Source organism: Helicobacter sp. MIT 00-7814 (assembly GCF_003364115.1).
Taxonomy (GTDB): Bacteria; Campylobacterota; Campylobacteria; order Campylobacterales; family Helicobacteraceae; genus Helicobacter_F.
In genome coordinates this window covers 77,960-96,826 of record NZ_NXLL01000003.1, presented here as the reverse complement: position 1 = coordinate 96,826, position 18,867 = coordinate 77,960, and the positions used below count along the sequence as shown (strand labels likewise).

Below are 18,867 nucleotides of genomic sequence, written 5' to 3'. Positions count from 1 at the left end.
TTAGAATCCAGCTTTTTAGAATCTTAATTTTTTAATTCCTTTTTAAAGATTCTATTTTTCAGAATCCTTTTGTTTGGCTCAATCCCACTTAGATTCTCTATATTTCTTTTTTGCAGGGGGACAAGGGGGCTTGAATTGCGAAGTCGCTCCCCTTATCCCCCGCTCAAAGTCGTGCTTTTCGCCCCCAAACCCCCGACAACGCTAGAAAGTGCGTGCCGCACACTGCATTTTATTTGATTGAAAAATTTGCTTTGCAAATTTTTAGGTTTGCGCTTGTGGTGTTTAAATGGATTCTAAAAATTGCTAAGAATCTATGCAAAAAAGGGTAAAATGCTCGAGCAATAATTTGATTTAAAGAAAAGGAGACTTTATGCGTGCATTGTTGATAATAGCGGTATTTTGTGTAAGTTTGTTGGGCGCAAAGGATTTGCGGGTGTTTGGTATGAGCCCGCCAATTACGGCACTTTTGGAGGTTTTGTATCCGCAAGGGATTATCGGGCTAAATTACAAGCCATACCCGGAGGATTTGCCCTATATGCCAAAAAATGCAAGCACATTACCCGTGCTTGGGGGCATTATGCAGGGCAATCCGGCATCTTTTGAAGCGTTGGTGGCGCTTAAGCCTGATATTATCTTTTTTGCAAAAGGCACAGCACCCGAGATTATGAAACCTTACAATAAGCTTGGGATTAAGACAATCGAGGTTGAAACTTGGGACTTAGAAAAAGTCGATGAGGCAATCGAGCAAATGGGTGTGGCACTTGGCATACAAGAGAGGGCAAAGAGGTTTGCGGAAGTCGTGCGCGCGAACAAAAAGTTTTTAGAGCAGAAAAATGCGCAAGTCACAAAGCGCCCAAAGATTTATTTTGCGCTTGGTGAGGGGCTTTCTACGAGTTGTGCTAAAGAGGGCGAGGAGGATTTGGCGTATAAAATTGGCGGGGTGAATGCGATTTCTTGTTCGGATTTTAGCAATTCTAGCTCATTTGTGAATGTGAATCTTGAAACGCTCGCGCTAAAAGATCCGGATATTATCTTTGTGCGCGAGATTGGGCTGTATAAAAGGTTTTTACAAAATCCACCAAAGCAGTGGCAGATTCTCTCTGCGGTGAAAAATAAAAAGTTGTATTATGCGCCTTCAACGCCGAGCAATTGGCTTTTAAAACCACCAAATGTAATGCAGACAATCGGCAGAATCTGGGCGTTTGCAAAGGTGCAACCCGAGCTTGTGAGTGATGCACAGGCGCAAAAAATCGCGCAAGATTTTTTCCTAGAATTTTTGTCGCCACTAAGCGATGAGGAATTTAAGCGCATAGAGGGGAAATAAGCCCCCCCCCATTTTTTTGTGCTTTTTTAGGTGAGTTTGAAAATATAGCGCAACAAAGTGCGAGGGCGTTTAAAGCCACTCGAGCAACACATCATTAAGCTGTGTGCTGAAGTCCTTTGCGCTTTGCAGGCTTTGCCCCTCGACAATAAGCGCGCTGTCAAAAAGCAGATTTGCCACCTTTGCCATTTTCGCGTCATCTTTCACATTTTTGAGCTTTTGGAAAATCGCGTGGTTTATGTTTAGCTCCACGCTGGGTTTAGATTCTGGCATTTTTTGCCCCATTTGTGCGAAAAGCTGCGCCATCATCGGATTGTCATCTTGCTTGATAAGGCTTAGCGGGCTTGTTTGCATAAGGCTTGTTAGGCTTACTTCACTTACGCGCTCACCTAGTGCGTCTTTGAAAGCCTTGATTATGCCTTCAAATTCTTTTTGCACTTTTTCATCGACACCATCATCGCCAATCTCGCTTATCGCGTCTTTTGAGCTGATATTTTTGAGCGGGACTTTGTCATACTCGCCAACCATAGGAATCACCATTCCATCGATTTCATCACTAAGCAAAAGCACTTCAAAGCCCTTGTTTTGGAACTTTTCTAGGAGCGGAGAATTTTTTAACAAATCCTTATTTTCGCCCAAAAGATAATAAATGCTTTTTTGCTCTTTTGGCATAGAATCTTTATAGCTCTTTAGCGAGATAAAGGCGTTTTTATCGCTTTCAAAGCGCAAAAGATCTAAGAGTTTTTCTTTATTTTCATAATCGCTATAAAGCCCTTCTTTTAGCACTTTGCCAAACTGCGCGTAAAATTCTTTGTAAAGATTCTCATCTTTTGTCATTGCAGAGATTTCGCTCAAAATCTTCTTTGTCGAGGCGGATTTGATATTTGCTAAAATCTTGTTTTGTTGCAAAATCTCACGGCTGACATTCAAAGGCAAATCGCTAGAATCTATCACCCCGCGCACGAAACGCAAATATGTCGGCAATAACTCTTTATCATCATCTGTGATAAACACGCGCTTGACATACAGCTTCACGCCACTTTTATAATCCACGCGGTAGAGATCAAATGGCGCTTTTGATGGGAAGTAAAAAAGCGTGGTGTATTCCAAATTCCCCTCTACCTTTGTATGCACCCAGCGCATAGGCTCGGCATTATCATGCGCGAAACTTTTATAAAATTCTTTGTAGTCCTCTGCTTTGAGCTCTGATTTTGGCAGATTCCAAAGGGCTTTGGCAGAGTTTATTTGCTTGACTTGCTCGACTTCTTTTTGCTTTAGTTCTTTTTTGGAGTCTTTAGAATCTTTAGTTTCCGCAGAATCTGCTTCTTCCTCGCTCACCATTTCTTTGTAATGCAAGAAAATTGGGAATCCGATATGCTCGGAATATTTGCTAATGATATTTTCAATCTCCCAGCGTGAGGCGAAGTGCTTTTCATCTTTTTTGAGATAAAGCGTGATTTGCGTGCCAAAGTCTTCTTGCACGCATTCGCCGATTTCATATTCACCTTTGCCCTCGCTCACCCACGCATAGGCTTTGTCCTCGCCGGCTTTTTTGCTTTGCACCACGACGCGACTTGCCACCATAAATGCCGAGTAAAAGCCCACGCCAAACTGCCCAATAAGCGCGCTGTCTTTTTTCTTATCACCACTTAGTTGAGAAAGAAAACTTTTTGTCCCGGATTTTGCAATCACGCCTAAATGCTCTTTCAAATCCGCCTCATTCATACCTATACCATTATCTTTGATGGTGATAATGCCCTTATTTTCATCAAAGCTAATGTCGATACGCGGGGAAAAATCAAGCTTTTTGAGCTTCTCATCAGTGAGTGTGAGATAAGAAAGCTTATCCAGCGCGTCAGATGCGTTGCTTACAAGCTCGCGTAAAAAAATCTCTTTATTTGAATAGAGTGAGTGAATCATCAAATCCAAAAGTTGTGTAATTTCAGTTTGAAAAGAATGTTTTGTTGCCATAAATTGCTCCTTTTTTAGTTGTGTTTGAAAATAAAAGTGCGGATTCTAGCACAAAATTCTAAAAATTGCTAATATTTGAGCGAAAAAATTTAATAATCTTTATACAAGTGCTATAAACTTTTATTATAAAAACCCCTTAAAGTTTGCAAAATACAGAATCTTTTCTCATAAAATTTTTTCATAAAAAATGAAAGTTTTAACAAAAGAAAAAACAAAACATACTATAATGCGATACAAATTTTGTTTTTTAAGGTTTAAAAAAATGACGCAAGAAGAATTAGACGCATTGATGAATGGTGGGGAAGATACGCTAGATTCTCTTGATGGCGCGCAAGGTGAAGAAGCGCAATCTAGCGACCCCAAAGATTCTAAAACACAGGAAGAAGGGGAGTTTGGCGATCTATCAAATTACCGCGTAGAAGCGGATAAGAAATGGCCACCACCGCCACCTACAGAAGATCATAAAGTCGTGCATCAGCTTGATGATGTGACAAAAGATTCTGAAGCTAAAGGCACGCAGATTTTCGATCAGCTCGAGATTATGAGTAGTTCATCAGATGAAGCAGCGAAGAAAAATAAGGCGCTTAAAAAGATTTTGCAATCTCAAGAAGAGCTTTTTAATAAGCTGTGCGAGGCGTTTCCACATATCCAAAGCTTTACAAACGCGCTAGAAGAAGTGAAAGAAGCGCAAAAACTTTCAAAAGAAATCAACTCTTCTTGCGATGATATCGCAGATGCGTGCATGCAGGCGATGGATTTGATGCAATACCAAGACATCCATCGCCAAAAAATCGAGCGCGTGATAAATGTGATGCGTGCGCTCGCGCAGTATATGAACTCGCTCTTTGAGGGCAAGATCGATGATAGCAAGCGCGTAAGCTCGGCTGTGTATATCGCGGGCGATGACAAGGCAGATGTCGCCAATGACGATGAGATCGAAGCGCTCATCGCGTCTTTTGGGAATAAGTAGATTCTGACTTTTCCCGCATTTTTGAAAAATCAATTTATTTTTAGCATCATTTAAGAATCTAGCAAAATATATGTAAAAAATTTAAGGAAAACTATGCAAATTTCAAGCACCACGCAATCTACTTCTGATAATAAAGCCACTTCTAATAATAAAAAACGCGCAGAATTGCTTTCCCCCGCCGGAAGCTTTGAAAAGCTCAAAATTGCGCTTAACTTTGGCGCGGATGTCGTGTATGGCGGGGTGAGTCATTTTTCACTTCGCACGCGCGCGGGCAAAGAATTTGATATGCCAACTTTCGCGGAGGCTGTGCGCTACACGCATAATCTTGGAAAAAAAATTTATGTCACAATCAATGGTTTTCCCTTCAACGCGCAATTAAAGCTTTTAGAATCTCATATTGAAAAAATGGCAGAGTTAGAGCCTGACGCCTTTATCATCGCAGCACCGGGTGTGGTGAAGCTCGCAAAATCTATCGCGCCACATATTCCTGTGCATCTTTCCACTCAAGCAAATGTGCTCAATGTCCTTGATGCGGAGGTATTTTATGAAATGGGCGTAAAGCGCATTGTTTGCGCGCGTGAGCTAAGCTTGAAAGACGCGGTAGAGATTAAAAAAGCTCTGCCGGATTTAGAGCTAGAAATTTTTGTGCATGGAAGTATGTGCTTTGCCTTTTCTGGGCGCTGTCTTATCTCTGCCTTGCAAAATGGACGCGTACCAAATCGCGGAAGTTGCGCGAATGACTGCCGATTTGACTATGAATATTTTGTGCGTGATTTGCAAAGCGATAAACTTGTGCCTTTTGATGGGCGCGAATTTTATGTCAAAAACCCCGATAATGGCGTGATGATGCGCCTAGAGGAAGAGGAGGGCATCGGCACACATATTTTTAACTCAAAAGATCTCAATCTTGCAAGTCATATTAAAGAGATTTTAGATTCCAACGCCATTGACGCGCTTAAAATCGAGGGGCGCACGAAGTCCGCATATTACGCCGCTATCACTGCGCGCACCTACAAAGAAGCACTTGATGACTACTACAGCGCGCGCGAGCTGCAAAGTAGCCATTATCAAGATGAGCTAAACACGCTTAAAAATCGCGGATTTACAGATGGCTACATTATCCACCGCCCATATGAAAAGCTCAATACTCAAAATCACCAAACCGCCATAAGCGAGGGGAGCTATCAAGTCAATGCGCAGGTGAGCGAATGCGGGACAAAAGCGCTTTGTAAATTTAGCATTTTCCCAAATGAGCCAAAGCAGATTGTCGCACCGCTGGGAAGCGAAATCGTGTGCGTGAAAAATAACATTGGCGAGATTTACAAAGAGGGCGGGGAGTATTATTTGCGTCTTTTTAAGATTGTGCTAGAAAATGGTAAGGAGTTAGATTCTATCCACAGCGGGAATACAAACTACTTTTTACTACCTAGCGCCCTGCCACCGCTAAGCTTTTTGCGTCAAAAGATCGAGGCGTAAAGGGGCTTAAATTTAAAAATTTTTACTTTAAGTTGCGTGCTTTAAACTAATTTTTATAAATCCCGCGCTAGACTTTCGACTTCCAAAGTCCAAAGTAGGGGAACGATCCGAAAGGCTTTGAGATTTGAATTTAAGGAGTTTCACATGAAGTTTTTTCTCGTGCTATTTTTTGGTGCGCTTGGGTTGGCATTTGGTGCAGAGCCTAGCGGAGCAGACACAGTTGCAGCGTTTTCAGTAGCAGGCGCGGTTATCGGTGTGGGTATCGCAGCACTTGGTGGTGCTATCGGTATGGGACACGCAGCAGCAGCGACAATTTCAGGCACAGCGCGTAATCCCGGCATTAGCGGTAAATTGCTTGGAACAATGTTTATTGCACTTGCTCTTATTGAAGCACAAGTTATTTATACACTTGTTTTGGCGATTATCGCGCTTTACACAAATCCATTTTTACCAGCTGGATTTATCGCAGCTGCGTAAAAAAACGCAGATTCTCTTTAGAGAATCTGCAACTGCGCTGGTGGTGGAATTGGTAGACACACCATCTTGAGGGGGTGGCGGGGCGACCCGTGCGAGTTCAAATCTCGCTCAGCGCACCATTGAAACTTTTAAAATATTTGCAAAACACACTTCCTGCCGGAGTGGTGAAACTGGTAGACGCGCTAGACTCAAAATCTAGTAGGGGCAACTCTGTGTCGGTTCGAGTCCGACCTTCGGCACCATCTGAAACTTTCAAATTCACTCAAAACACTTTATTGCAAGCACCAACAAGGCAATTTATTTTTACTAATAAATTTTAGATTTTAAATTTCCCTATATTTATTTTTATACTAATAGTTAAAAAAACCTTTACTTTTTTGGAATTTTGTTGCAATTTGTTTTTAAGTTGCTTGTTGTGTTGGTAATAGTAGGTAGAATGGCGTATTTAGTCTACTTTTTGTGCATTATTAAAACAAGCATATATTTTTATAATGTAATTTGTATCATCTCGTCTAAAATGCTTAAAAAAGTTTAATTTTGTAGCAGGGTTTGTTAAATAAAGTTAAAACTTTTTTGTATTTTAAGCTTTCTTTAGTGTTAATTTTGTATAATTCGGGCTCTATTTTAATCTTAAATTAAGGAGAAAGAATGAAAAAGGTAACTTCAAGCTTCCTTGTAGGTGCATTAAGTGCTTCACTTTTTGCTTCAGCGGGATTGGCAGACGAGAAGGCGTTGCAAAAGCAAATCGATGAGCTAGAAAAGTTTGTCGAGGAAGTAGAGACAAAAGCAGAGCTAAATAAAATCCGCTTTGGACTTGACTTCAACGCTACAATGAATAATGTTTTCACAAGAAACCCAGCTACTAACACAAACACAACACAGGCAAATAAATGGGCTATGGGATTGTATCTCAATATGAAAGCAGATATCAACAACTACACAAAATTCACAGGGCGTCTTTCAATGACAAAGGCATTTGGCGACTTGACTTTTACAAGTCCTGTTATCGGCTCACTTGATGCGGGGCGTGGTGTAGGCGGAAGCTCAGCGATTTATGTAGAGCGCGCATATGTGGATCTCTTTTTAGGTAATCACTTTGCTTTGACGGTTGGTCGTTTGCCGGGGACTGATGGTCCGGGCTCAAACCTCCGCAATGGCTCTGCTAGAATGAGCACCTATCCAGCTTTGGCGGTAAATGCGCTTGGTGATGGTGGTGTGCTTACTTACAATCCTTTTAAAGACAATAAAGATGTAGCGGTGCGCCTTGGATTCTCAAAAGTGTATCAGCCACTTTATGCAACAGAGTTTGCAGGTGCGGGAAGTATCTTCTCTAGCTCTAAATCAACTACAGCAGATGCAAATATCGTATTTGGGACACTTGAAACACCATTTTTGCCAAAAAGCTTTGGCACAAGCCTTGCGATGCTAACTTTTATCAACCTTAGCAATTATTCAGCACCGAGTGCAAGTTTGCTTGCTGTAAATTCTAGCCTTACAGGTCTTGTAGGCAATAAAGATGCAGTAAATCTTGGTGATATCCGCTATCTTAATGTGCATTTTGAAAATGACAGATTGCTAGGCAGTGGATTAAATTGGTTTGTATCTTATACTTACTCACAGGGTGCAAATTCACATGTGACAAATTTAGGTCCAAGCGCACCAAGTCTTTTTGCTGAAGAATCTGGCTATGCAGTGCATGTAGGCTTGCGCTATGACTTTAGCTCACATTTCAAGCTTGGATATGAGTATTTCCATGGTAGCCAGTATTGGTATGCATTCTCTCGTGTGAGTGTAAATGATCCATTTAACTTCCGCAATACACGCGGTGATGTGCATGATGTGTATGCGATTTTCCAAATTGATATTAATCAATTTTTCCGCCTAAGCTACACAAATCAATACAATAAATATGGCGTAGCTCCACTTTTCGCAGAGACACAGCCTACAGGCACTACAAATCAGAATCTTGCATTGTCGTATTTGCTACGATTCTAATTAAAGAAAGGAGAAACCTATGAAAAAATATCTTTCAATCGCTCTAATGGCGGTAATCCCGAGTTTTGCGTTGGCGGATTGTGCGTCTTTAATGCAAAAATATGATGCGCCAGATCCAGCTTCAAAAACAATGAATCAGATTCAGCGCTGGGTGTCAAAAAAGGTAACTGATAGCGCAGATGCAAAGGCGTTGGAAAGTTGTATGGTAGCGCAAGCTGCGGACAATCCAAACAAAGAGCAAGTCGCTGGTAAATAGATTTAAACTTATATAGAAAAAGGGGTGTCAATTGAGTGTAAATGCTAAGAAAGAGGGCATATTAAGTAGATTTAAGAATCTTAGCCTTTCAAGTAAGCTCAATACCGGGCTTTCGACTTTGTCAGCGTTAATTGTGCTTTTGGCACTTTCCTTTTTTTGGTTTAAATCCACTTTTTCAGACTTTGTAAGCTATGAAGCAAAAAGCTTGCAAAGTGTGCAGGAAAACTTCAATGCGCTAAACGAGCTTTCTACTCACGCCACAGGGCAAATCAACACGATGAAAGGGCATATAACCGAGACAAAGCAAACGATGGATTCTTATGAGGAGCTTATCGAGCAGTTTGAGTTTATCGGGCAAATTAACGCAAAGCTTATCTCGCTTCTTATCAACCCAAATGACGCAAACAATAGAAATATTATTCTGCAAATGACAAAAAGCTGGAATGATAGTTTTATTAAAAATGACGCGGATTTGCAAAGCTTTTATCCTAAAATCGCAAGCGCGCTTAATTCTCAAAATGTTAGGGATTTGTGCCTAAATTTGGAAAAATATTTTCAAGAGATCCATTCGATTTTGATTGAGCGCATTTATGATACGACAAGTGGTGTGAGCAAAAAGCTTGACAGCTCGACAAAGAGCATACAAGAGATTGGCGATAGTTTGAGTAAAAATTCTACCTCTCTTTCTGCGGTGCTGGAAAATCTAGGAACGCTAGATTCTATACGAGATTTTGCAAAAAATCAGTCAAATTTTATTTTCTTTATGTTGTTGGTGATTTTGCTTATCACAGTGGCGACTGTGTTTATTATCTTTAAAATCTTAAGACGCTTTGGGGCGGATTCTCAAAGTGTGGTTTCCTATTTGCAAGATGTGAGCAAAGGTGGGGAAAAACTTCGTGCAGGTGGGACTTTACACCTTGGAAGGGGCGAAAAAGATGAACTTCATATTGTAAGCCTTTTTATTAATTCTTTCATTGATAAGATGAAGCAGACTATCGAGGTCGCGGGGCATACAACAGAAGAGATTATGCGCTTAAATCAATATATTGCGGATTTAGAAAAAAACATTAAAGACATTGTTGCGCGCACGAGCAAGAATACGCAGTCAGGAAATAACATTGTGGAGGCGCTAGATTCTAACATTGAGCTTTCAAATGCCTCACAGCAGAGAATCTCACAAAGCAAAAACTACCTTGATGATACAAGCTCACATGTAAATTCACTCTTGCGAGAGCTAGAGCAAACGGTGCAGAGCCAAGATGAGCTAAACTCTAAACTTCAAAGCTTGAGCGAAAGCGTAACGCAGATTAAAGATGTTTCTTCGCTTATTTATGATGTGGCGGATCAGACAAATCTACTCGCGCTCAATGCTGCGATTGAAGCTGCGCGCGCAGGTGAGCATGGCAGGGGCTTTGCAGTCGTGGCTGATGAAGTGCGCAAACTTGCAGAATCCACGCAAAAAAGCCTGCATGAAATCGAAGTGCGCATAAATATCGTAATGCAGTCGCTTGATGAAATTAGCGCTTCAATTGCGCAAAATTCTAAGACATTTAATGATCTCTCGCGTGAGGCAGACACTTCAAAGGAAAGTATTCAGACGATTCAAGACTTTATGCTTGAAGTGGTGCAAAATACAGACGAGCAATCTAAGGGCTCTGCTGCTATCACACAGCAAACGCGCGGGATTATTAATGAACTCAATGAAATTGATGGGCTTTTGCATAAGTCTTCAGAGGTTATTAAAAGCGTGGTTGAACGCTCTGAGAAGCTTAAAGAAAGCGACGCGATATTAAGCAAAGTTATTAATGGATTTTAGGAGGCGTGCGCGATGACGACACGATTTGCCCCTTCGCCTACGGGCTACCTTCACATTGGAGGCTTGCGCACAGCACTTTTTAACTATCTCTACGCACGCAAAAATAATGGCAGATTTTTATTGCGCATTGAGGATACGGACTTAGCGCGCAATTCCCACGATGCGGCAAAAGCAATTGTGGAATCCTTTGAGTGGGTGGATTTAGAACATGATGGGGAAATCGTGTATCAAAGCGAGCGTTTCGCACTCTATGCGCGCTATGTCAAGCAGCTGCTAGAGGAGGGCAAGGCGTATTATTGCTATATGAGCAAAGAGGAGTTAGAGACTTTGCGCGCGCAAGCAGAAGCGCAGGGCAAGAAGTGGAAATACGACAATCGCTATCGTGATTTTACAGGCACGCCACCGGAGGGAATTACGCCGGTGGTGAGGATAAAAGCGCCATTGCAAGGGGTGATTAGCTTTGAAGATGGCGTGAAAGGGCGCATTAGCGTAGATGCGAGCGAGATCGATGACTTTGTTATCGCGCGCAGTGATGGTAGCCCGACTTATAATTTTGTCGTGGCGATTGATGATGCGTTGATGGGCGTGAGTGATGTCATACGCGGAGATGATCACCTAAGCAATACGCCTAAGCAAATCGTGGTGTATCAAGCACTAGGCTTTGAAGTGCCGAAGTTTTTTCATGTGCCGATGATTCTTAATCCGCAGGGTAAAAAGCTAAGCAAGCGCGATGGCGCGATGGGCGTGATGGAATATAAGAATCTAGGCTATTTGCCAGAGGCGTTGCTAAATTTTTTGGTGCGTCTTGGGTGGAGCTATGGCGATGAAGAGATTTTCAGCATGGAGCGACTTTTGGAAGTTTTTGATCCTTACAAGCTTAATTCCTCGCCTTCAAGCTACAATGAAGAAAAGCTTCTTTGGCTCAATCATCACTATATCAAGCAAACCCCAGCGCAAAAATTAGAATCTTTGCTACTTGATTTTGGTGCGCAACCTTTGCAAAGCTTTTCCTTTGTGAGTGAGCGTGAAGAGAAAGAGAGAGAATCTGCGCGCGAGGCACTTTTTAACGCGCTAAAAGAGCGGAGCAAAACGCTTGTGGAATTTGCAAAGAATTTCAATGAAGTGCTGAATGCGCCTAAAGAGTATGATTCTAAGCTTTTAAGCAAGCTAGATTCTCAAGGGGCGGAGTTTTTGCGTGCATTGAGCGAGGCGCTTAAAAATGCAAAGTTTCAAAGCGAGCAGGAATGCGAGGAATTTTTACATACATTTTGCGAGGGCAAAAATTTAAAACTCGGGCAATGTATGCCCCTTGTGCGCTTAGCGCTTTTGGGTAAAGGCGGGGGCATAGGCGTGCCTTGCGCGCTTTTTGTGCTAGGGAATAGTGAATCTTGTGCGCGCATTGAATCTTTGCTTGCAAAAAATCCAAGCTAAAATAGAGCAAAACGCAAGGTGTGGAAATGCAGGCTAAAGAAGTGCGAAAATATAAAATGCAAGGCGCGTGAGAATGAATGAAATCAAACTGCAAAAAACACAAGCGCTTTTGCAAGAGGTGCTAAATCTTGCGCTTAGCGAGCTTGCCAATCCTAAGCTTAATGCGCTTTCCATCACGCGCGTGCTGTGCTCATCTGGCAAGTATCATGCGAAGGTGTTTATTGAATCTAGTGATATTGCTCAAAGTGAGCGCGCGGGGATTTTGAGTGCGCTCAAAAAAGCAAGCCCAATGCTTAGGGAATACGCGCTAAGCGCGACTTCGTGGTTTAAATGCCCGGAGCTTAGCTTTTATTTTGATGATTCTATGCGTGAGAGTGGGAATCTGGACGCGATTTTTGCGCAAATTGCCAAAGAGCGACAAAAAGAGGAATAAGAAATTTTAAAAAGGAAATAAATGCAGGTGGATTTGGAGCAAAAAATCCGCGCACTTGCGGAATCTATGGGCTTTGTGCTTTATGATATGGCATGGGTGAAGGAAAATGAGCATAGCATTTTGCGCGTGTTTTTGACTAAAGAGCTGGATTCTGAATGCTTGAAAGCGCTAAAAAGCCTGCAATCGCGGGATTTTATAGAATCTAGCGAGTTGGAATCTTTGCCAAAGCGAGAGGGGATCACGCTTGAGGAATGTGCGCATTTTAGCGAGGCGCTTTCGCCTATGCTTGATGTGGAGCTAGCGCATGCAAACGCGTATTTTTTGGAAGTGAGCTCACCGGGGCTAGAGCGCGTGCTAAAAAAAGAGGAGCATTTTTTTTATAGTTTGCTTGAGGAAGTTAGCATTAAGTGCGCGGATAAAAGCGAGACAAGCGGGCTACTTGTCGGAGTAAATGAAAATGCGAATAGCGCGGAATTTACAGGCGCGCTTTTGCTAGAAATAGTAGATTCTAATAAATCACGCACAAGCAAAAACGCCACAGCACCTACTACAAAAGAAAAAATTTTTATCCCATTTGCAGAGATTAAAAAAGCAAAAAGTGTGTTTAGATTTTAAGCGTATTTGATGAGAATCTAGCGTGCTTTTATCTTTTAAAAAGAATCTTAGCTAGTGCCTATTCTTCACGCAAGAATTCTAGCGGATATTTGCATTCTTTGCATAGTACATTAGTTTCTAGTTTTTGTAGCTTTTGGTGGGCTTCTTTTTGGAATCTGTGGATTTTGCAATGGCATTGATAAATGTAGCTTTTTGGTTTGTCTGCAAGGTTGCAAAACTCGCCATTTGTTTTGCTGTCGCCAAAAATTTGCTTGATATTATTATCCGCTACTTGCAGGGCGCGCCACCGCTCGATATTCATATCCTCTTGCATAATATGCCCGATAAGCCAATCACGCGTAATAACAAGCAGTTTTTCCTTAAGCTCACGCAGGGAATGAGCATTTTTCACCAAATGCGCCATATCCACCATGATGGTTTTGTGAATCTTGCTATGCTCGCTTAAATGCGGATAGCCAATAGATTGCATATATTTTTCCTCATGCGAGAAATGCTCGCGCATATAGTCGAAAAACTCGCTTAGCACGCCTTTGACTTCATTGCGATTTGTTGATTTATGCGCCATTTGATAGACTTTTTCAGCGAGTTCAAAAAGCCTTTTGTGCTCGCTATCAATAGTGTCATTATGGACGGAGTATTCATCACTCCACGCAGGCATACCCATTCTACAAAGTTCCTTGTTTTTGATTGATAGAATCGCAGATTCTCTTGCTTTCAAGCATTTAGAATCGGCAATTCTTAAAATTAAATAAAATAAAAATTCCTATTGTAATGTTTCATTCCTTAAATTTTTCTATAAGGTTTTTGCCCAACCTCATAAAAGTTATTCCCCTGCGTGTCAATCGCCACAATCGCTGGGAAATTTTCAATCGTAATGCGCGCCACCGCTTCAGGTCCGAGCTCTGGATAAGCTAGCACTTCGTATTTTTTAATCGTTTTGGAAATAAGCGCGGCAGCACCACCTACAGCCACCATATACACGACGCCATTTTCCACCATAGAATCCACCACTTCCTGCGAGCGATAGCCTTTGCCTATCATACCGCTAATGCCTTGTTTTATGATAGTTGGCGTGTATTTATCCATTCTCCCGCTTGTGGTGGGTCCAGCCGAGCCGATAGGATTCCCGGGCTTTGCAGGGCTTGGTCCGAGATAGTAGATTGTCTCTCCGCGTAAATCCACCGGCAGTTTTTCGCCTCTTTGCAAGGCTTCGGTTAGGGCTTTGTGCGCGGCGTCTCTTGCGACTAAAATCGTGCCAGAAATCAGCACAGATTCTCCAGCTTTTAGGCTTTTGGCGACTTCTTTATCAAAAGGTGCGGTAATTTTCCTTATTTGTGTGTTGCTCATTGTTGCCTCCTTGAAAGCTTATAGTTCCGCGTCGCAGTGGCGCGCTGCGTGGCAGTTGATGTTGATTGCTACGGGAAGTCCTGCGATATGCGTTGGATACCACTCTACATTTACTTTAAATGCCGTAGTGATCCCGCCTAAGCCCTGCGGTCCCACGCCTGTGGCATTTGCCATTTCTAGCAATTCATCTTCTAGCTTTGCATAGCGTGGATCTGGATTTTTGGAATCTGTCTCTCGCACAGCGGCTTTTTTGGCTAAAAGCGCGGCTTTTTCCATCGTCCCGCCTATGCCTACGCCTATCACCATTGGCGGGCAGGCATTTGGTCCGGCTAATTTGACAGCTTCTAAAAACACCTTTTTCACGCCCTCAATGCCATCAGCTGGCACAAGCATTTTTAGAATGCTTTTATTTTCGCTACCAAAGCCTTTTGGCGCGACTTGGATATGGATTTTATCTCCCGGCACTATTCTTGTGTGGATTACTGCGGGCGCGTTATTTGTGGTGTTTTTGCGCTCAAAAAGTGGCTCGCTTACGACAGATTTTCTTAAATAGCCCTCTGTGTAGCCCTTTTTCACACCTTCATTTATCGCATCTTCTAGGTAGCCACCCACAATATGCACATCTTGCCCCACATCGACAAAAACCACCAGCATGCCGGTATCTTGGCAGATTGGCATCATATTATCCTGCGCGATTTTGCCATTTTCGATAAGCGTGTCAAGGATATTTTTCCCCAAAGGTGAAGTTTCAGAATCCTTTGCTTTTTTAAACGCCCTTTTTATGTCATCTGTTTGCACGCAACAAGCTTCAATCGCGAGTTTTGCGACTGCTTGTGTGATGTCTTGGCATTGCACCTCTCTCATTGTTTCCCCCTTATTTTGTATTGCGCTTGTAGTCTATACTTACTTTGCTTAAGTATGTATTAAGGTTAGGATTATTCGCCATATCTTGCTTTGTAGGGGGTAATTTTTGCTTTTTTGATTGCTTTTTTGGGAGTTTTGAGATTTTGAGATTGATTATAGAAGCGTTGGGGTGAAAAGATTTTTGCAAAAACTTTTGCGATGTAATGGCGTAAGTCCAAATGCCTCAATCGCGCTAATATGGGCTTTTGTGCCGTAGCCTTTGTGTTTGGCAAAGCCATATTGCGGATAGATCTTATCAAGCGCAATCATTTGAGAATCTTTCGCGCTTTTTGCGAGGATTGAAGCAGCAGAAATAAGGAGATTTTTATCATCGCCTTTGATGAGCGTTTGCAGTGAAATCCGCGTGTTCGTGTGAGAATCTGCAAGGTTTCTAGGAAGTCCAAAAGTCGTGTTCCCATCAAAGACAAAAAGCTTAGATTCTGTCTTAAAGTCAAAACTTGCAAAATGATTTATAATCTCTCTCAATGCCTTTTGCATACACGCGCTTAGGCTAAGCGTGTCGATTTCTTGCGCGCTCAAATCTACAAGTTTATAAGCGATTGCGCCTTTTTGCGCGAGTTCTTGTAAAATTTCTGCTTTGGCAAAGCGCGCATTTTGCGTGAGTTTTTTAGAATCTTTAATGCCAAGATTTTCTAGCGCGCTTTCTTCACCTGCCACCCCGCACACAAAAAGGCTCGCGCACAAGCACCCGCGCCCAGCCTCATCAATCCCGCAAATCACGCCTAATACAGCACCACATAAGTTTTGCGCGGTCCATGCACGCCAAAAACGGTGATAAGCTCAATATCCGCCGTGCGCGAAGGTCCAGCGACAAAGATAATATTTGTCGGCAGATAATTAGAATCCCCGCTACGCTTGCGCTCGTAGCCTTTTGCAAACTCAATTCCTGCAAAAATATGCTGAACGATGTTTTCCTTTGGGAGCAGATAAATGCAAGTATTGGTGATAAGCGAGCTTAGGCGCGGGGCGTCTTTGTTCGCACTCAAACACAAAATCCCCAAATCCGCAACCCCGCAACGCGCCTGCACGATGGAAGTATCGATAGAAAAAAGTTGCGAGCGGATTTCATCAACGCTTTTTGTGTAAGGCACAAGATTCGCACTAGCCCCCACACTCGCGCTAAGCGCGCTAGAATCCACATCAATATCAACATTATAAAGCACCTCTTTTGCCTCATTTTCGCGCAAAATCTCTGCAATCGTGGCGGGCAGATTTTCTTTGCTAGATTCTACGATAATGCCCTTGTTGTTGCTGTGATTTTTCTTAAAAGTCTCAAGCAATTCGCCCTCAATCTTTATCGCGCCCTCAAAGTGAGGTGCGTGATTTTGGATATGCGTATTTTTACTAATAGAAGTACTTAGCCTACTTAGAATCTCGTCTCTTGCGGTATTTGCTGTGTTATTCATAAATCACCCCTTGCATTTTTGAAACTTTTGTATGTAGCCCGCCACTGATTTGCGGGAATTCGCGGTATTTCACCCAGTTTTTGATAAGTGGCAAATACGGCGCGACAAATTTACCTAAGAATCCAAAAGTCCCAACCATACCCATCGCAAAACGCCATTTTCCCGGGCTTGTCGCCATAACAGCAAACTGCCTCATTTGGCTAATTTCAGCGGGATTTTGCGTGCTACCATCATTCCCAGCGACCGTTTTACGCCCCTGTCCTACGCGCTCACTGCGTAAATCGCGGATTAAATCCGCTAGCGGAATTTCAACCGGGCAAACCTCCGAGCAACGCCCGCAAAGCGAGCATAAATCAAGCATAGGCGAGCAGGTGTTGATTCCAAAAAGTTGCGGGCTAATCACCTCGCCAATAGGTCCGGGATAAGTGCTAAGATACGCATGCCCGCCGATTTTATCATACACCGGGCAGTGGTTTAGACAGCTTCCACAGCGGATACAGCTCATCGCGCGGTAATAATGAGAATCTTGCAACATATTTGAGCGATTATTATCAAGCAGCACGATATGCACTTCTTTTGGTCCATCAAGCTCGCCATCTTTGCGCGGGGAAGTGATGATGTTGTTATAGCAAGTGATAGGCGTGCCAACCGCGGAGGGGGCAAGCAAAGTATCCAAAATCGCGGCATCTTCAAAGCTTTCCACCACCTTTTCAATCCCGCAAATTGCGACATGAATATCTGGTGCAGTGGTGCTCATACGCCCATTTCCTTCGTTTTCGATAAGCCATATCGCGCCCTCATTTGCGATTCCAAAATTCACGCCACTAAGCCCCATTTTAAAGCCCTCAAACTCCTTACGCATATATGTTCGCGCAATGCCATTGAGCTTTTCTGGTTCAGATTCTAAAGGTGCGTTTGGGATTTTTTTATGAAAAAGTTCGCCGATTTCATAGCGGTTTTTATGAATCGCTGGAACAACGATATGCACGGGCGTCTCACCCAAAAGTTGTAAAATCACCTCACCTAAATCTGTTTCAATCGCCTGTAAGCCTTTAGATTCCAAAAATTTATTAAAATGAATCTCCTCGCTTGCCATTGATTTGCCTTTGAGAATCTTTGAGATTCCTTTCTCTTGCATGAGGTTAAAGATAATCTCATTTGCTTCGTTGGCATTGCGCGCCCAATGCACTTTCATGCCATTTCTCGTGGCGTTTTTTTCAAAGGTTTCTAGGATTTCATCTAAATGGCGCAGATTCTTTTGTTTTAGCTCCCTGCCTTTATCGCGTAAGGCTTGCCAGTCGATAAATCGCGCGTTTATAAGCTTCTTGCGATTCCCGCGCAGGGTATCCATCGCATTGAGCAGGTTTGTGCGTAGTTGCTTGTTGTTTAGCCCCTCGTTGATGGCTTCGTGGTATTTTTGCTTAAGCTCTTTGCCTGTTGGCTGATTGTGTGTAGCGCTCATTTTCCCCTCCTTTTTAAGAATCTACTTAGAATCCGCAATGCCAATGCGCGTGGCAAGGAAGTCGTAGAGATGCATATATTTCACGCTCACGCCTTGCTTTTTCATCGCACCGCTGATATTTAGCCCGCAGCCCGCATCGCCCGCGATTATGTATTCTACGTTGCGCGCTTTTATGTCTTCAATTTTGCGACTTACCATTGTGTTTGAAACTTCTGGCTCTTTGACGCTAAATGTCCCGCCAAAGCCGCAGCATTCCTCTTCGCGCTCTAGCTCGATAAGCTCGACATTTTTCAAGCTTCGTAAAAGCGTTTTCGCAGAATCTATACATTTTGCAACGCGCATCGCATGGCAATTACTATGCCAAGTTATCGAGGTTGGCGCGCCCTTGTCTTCGTAGCTTGCGCCAATTTTGATTAGGTATTCGCTTAGTTCATAGATTCTAGAACAAAACTTGCGCGCGCGCTCCTCATATTCCGTGCCCTCAAAAAGCTCAAGATAATCAACCCTTAGCATTCCCGTGCATGAGCCACTTGGCAGGATAATGGGAATATCTTGCTCAAAAAGATTCATATTATGCAAGGCGACTTTTTTGGTTTCCTCATAGTAGCCAGAGTTGAAAGTGGGCTGTCCGCAACAGGTTTGGTCTTTTTTGAAAATGACTTCAACCCCTTCTTTTTGCAAAAGCTTAATAGCATTTATGCAAGTATTCGAACACGCCGCAGCACCGATACAGGTGGAGAAAAAATACACTTTGTTTGATTCCTGCATGATTTCCTTCCTTATGTGAAATTGTGACGGGCTAGATTTTATAATGCTGTGATTAATGAGATTCTATAAAAAGAAAATTTTGCAAATAAATTGCTTTTTCGTAGCTTTTTATTTTAGTTTGAAAGGTTTTTTATATACTTTGAAACAATGGCGAGAATCTGCCTACTTTCCACAGAATCTGGCAAATTTTAAACTTAAA

At 42.6% G+C, this 18,867-nt stretch carries 18 protein-coding genes and 2 tRNA genes; 12 read left to right on the top strand and 8 right to left on the bottom strand.

Going from position 1 to position 18,867, the window contains the following annotated elements:
- The first annotated feature begins 370 nt into the window (after positions 1-370).
- Entirely contained in the window at positions 371-1,324 is a 954-nt protein-coding gene (locus tag CQA49_RS01815; RefSeq protein ID WP_115574256.1) for an ABC transporter substrate-binding protein, read from the top strand.
- Between the two features lie 69 nt (positions 1,325-1,393).
- Here CQA49_RS01815 and htpG read toward each other — a convergent pair whose 3' ends face one another.
- A complete protein-coding gene (htpG, locus tag CQA49_RS01810) occupies positions 1,394-3,292 on the bottom strand; it encodes a molecular chaperone HtpG (protein ID WP_115574255.1) in 1,899 nt (632 codons plus the stop codon).
- Positions 3,293-3,554: 262 nt separating this feature from the next.
- On the opposite strand from htpG, the gene CQA49_RS01805 reads away from it, so the two are divergent.
- The 11 genes from CQA49_RS01805 (at position 3,555) to rimP (ending at position 12,761) form a co-directional block, all read left to right on the top strand.
- Positions 3,555-4,262: a chemotaxis protein gene (locus CQA49_RS01805; protein WP_115574254.1), complete on the top strand. Its 708-nt coding sequence runs from the start codon at positions 3,555-3,557 to the stop codon at positions 4,260-4,262.
- A 93-nt stretch (positions 4,263-4,355) separates the two neighbouring features.
- Complete coding sequence (locus CQA49_RS01800; RefSeq protein WP_115574253.1) at positions 4,356-5,738, top strand: peptidase U32 family protein; 1,383 nt, start codon at positions 4,356-4,358, stop codon at positions 5,736-5,738.
- A gap of 144 nt (positions 5,739-5,882) precedes the next feature.
- A complete protein-coding gene (locus CQA49_RS01795; RefSeq protein WP_115574252.1) occupies positions 5,883-6,215 on the top strand; it encodes a F0F1 ATP synthase subunit C in 333 nt (110 codons plus the stop codon).
- Between the two features lie 34 nt (positions 6,216-6,249).
- Positions 6,250-6,334, top strand: a tRNA-Leu gene (locus CQA49_RS01790).
- A gap of 36 nt (positions 6,335-6,370) precedes the next feature.
- Positions 6,371-6,457: transfer RNA gene (locus tag CQA49_RS01785), tRNA-Leu, on the top strand.
- Between the two features lie 406 nt (positions 6,458-6,863).
- Positions 6,864-8,210: a DUF3373 family protein gene (locus tag CQA49_RS01780; protein WP_115574251.1), complete on the top strand. Its 1,347-nt coding sequence runs from the start codon at positions 6,864-6,866 to the stop codon at positions 8,208-8,210.
- Positions 8,211-8,229: 19 nt separating this feature from the next.
- The gene (locus CQA49_RS01775; RefSeq protein WP_115574250.1) at positions 8,230-8,466 is read left to right on the top strand and encodes a hypothetical protein; all 237 of its coding nucleotides are present in this window, start codon (positions 8,230-8,232) and stop codon (positions 8,464-8,466) included.
- 31 nt (positions 8,467-8,497) lie between these two features.
- Positions 8,498-10,282, top strand: a complete 1,785-nt coding sequence (locus CQA49_RS10595) for a methyl-accepting chemotaxis protein (protein WP_115574249.1) — start codon at positions 8,498-8,500, stop codon at positions 10,280-10,282.
- 12 nt (positions 10,283-10,294) lie between these two features.
- Entirely contained in the window at positions 10,295-11,713 is a 1,419-nt protein-coding gene (gene gltX, locus CQA49_RS01765) for a glutamate--tRNA ligase (protein ID WP_115574248.1), read from the top strand.
- Between the two features lie 73 nt (positions 11,714-11,786).
- Positions 11,787-12,146 carry a 30S ribosome-binding factor RbfA gene (gene rbfA, locus CQA49_RS01760; RefSeq protein ID WP_115574247.1) on the top strand — a complete coding sequence of 120 codons (360 nt, stop codon included), beginning with the start codon at positions 11,787-11,789 and terminating at the stop codon, positions 12,144-12,146.
- Positions 12,147-12,167: 21 nt separating this feature from the next.
- Entirely contained in the window at positions 12,168-12,761 is a 594-nt protein-coding gene (gene rimP / locus CQA49_RS01755) for a ribosome maturation factor RimP (protein WP_115574246.1), read from the top strand.
- A 58-nt stretch (positions 12,762-12,819) separates the two neighbouring features.
- Here the strand turns inward: rimP and CQA49_RS01750 are convergent, their stop codons facing one another.
- From CQA49_RS01750 to CQA49_RS01720, 7 genes are all read right to left on the bottom strand, one after another.
- Entirely contained in the window at positions 12,820-13,425 is a 606-nt protein-coding gene (locus CQA49_RS01750) for a bacteriohemerythrin (protein WP_115574245.1), read from the bottom strand.
- Positions 13,426-13,544: 119 nt separating this feature from the next.
- Positions 13,545-14,108, bottom strand: a complete 564-nt coding sequence (locus CQA49_RS01745; protein WP_115574244.1) for a Fe-S-containing hydro-lyase — start codon at positions 14,106-14,108, stop codon at positions 13,545-13,547.
- 18 nt (positions 14,109-14,126) lie between these two features.
- Positions 14,127-14,972 carry a fumarate hydratase gene (locus CQA49_RS01740; protein WP_115574243.1) on the bottom strand — a complete coding sequence of 282 codons (846 nt, stop codon included), beginning with the start codon at positions 14,970-14,972 and terminating at the stop codon, positions 14,127-14,129.
- Positions 14,973-15,125: 153 nt separating this feature from the next.
- Entirely contained in the window at positions 15,126-15,752 is a 627-nt protein-coding gene (locus tag CQA49_RS01735; protein WP_115574242.1) for a ribonuclease HII, read from the bottom strand.
- A 2-nt stretch (positions 15,753-15,754) separates the two neighbouring features.
- Complete coding sequence (locus CQA49_RS01730) at positions 15,755-16,438, bottom strand: lactate utilization protein C (RefSeq protein WP_115574241.1); 684 nt, start codon at positions 16,436-16,438, stop codon at positions 15,755-15,757.
- Positions 16,431-17,900: a LutB/LldF family L-lactate oxidation iron-sulfur protein gene (locus CQA49_RS01725; protein ID WP_115574240.1), complete on the bottom strand. Its 1,470-nt coding sequence runs from the start codon at positions 17,898-17,900 to the stop codon at positions 16,431-16,433. Before CQA49_RS01725 ends, CQA49_RS01730 begins: the two co-directional genes overlap by 8 nt.
- Positions 17,901-17,921: 21 nt before the next feature.
- Positions 17,922-18,668, bottom strand: coding sequence for a (Fe-S)-binding protein (locus CQA49_RS01720; RefSeq protein WP_115574239.1), 747 nt, complete (start codon positions 18,666-18,668; stop codon positions 17,922-17,924).
- Between the last annotated feature and the right edge of the window lie 199 nt (positions 18,669-18,867).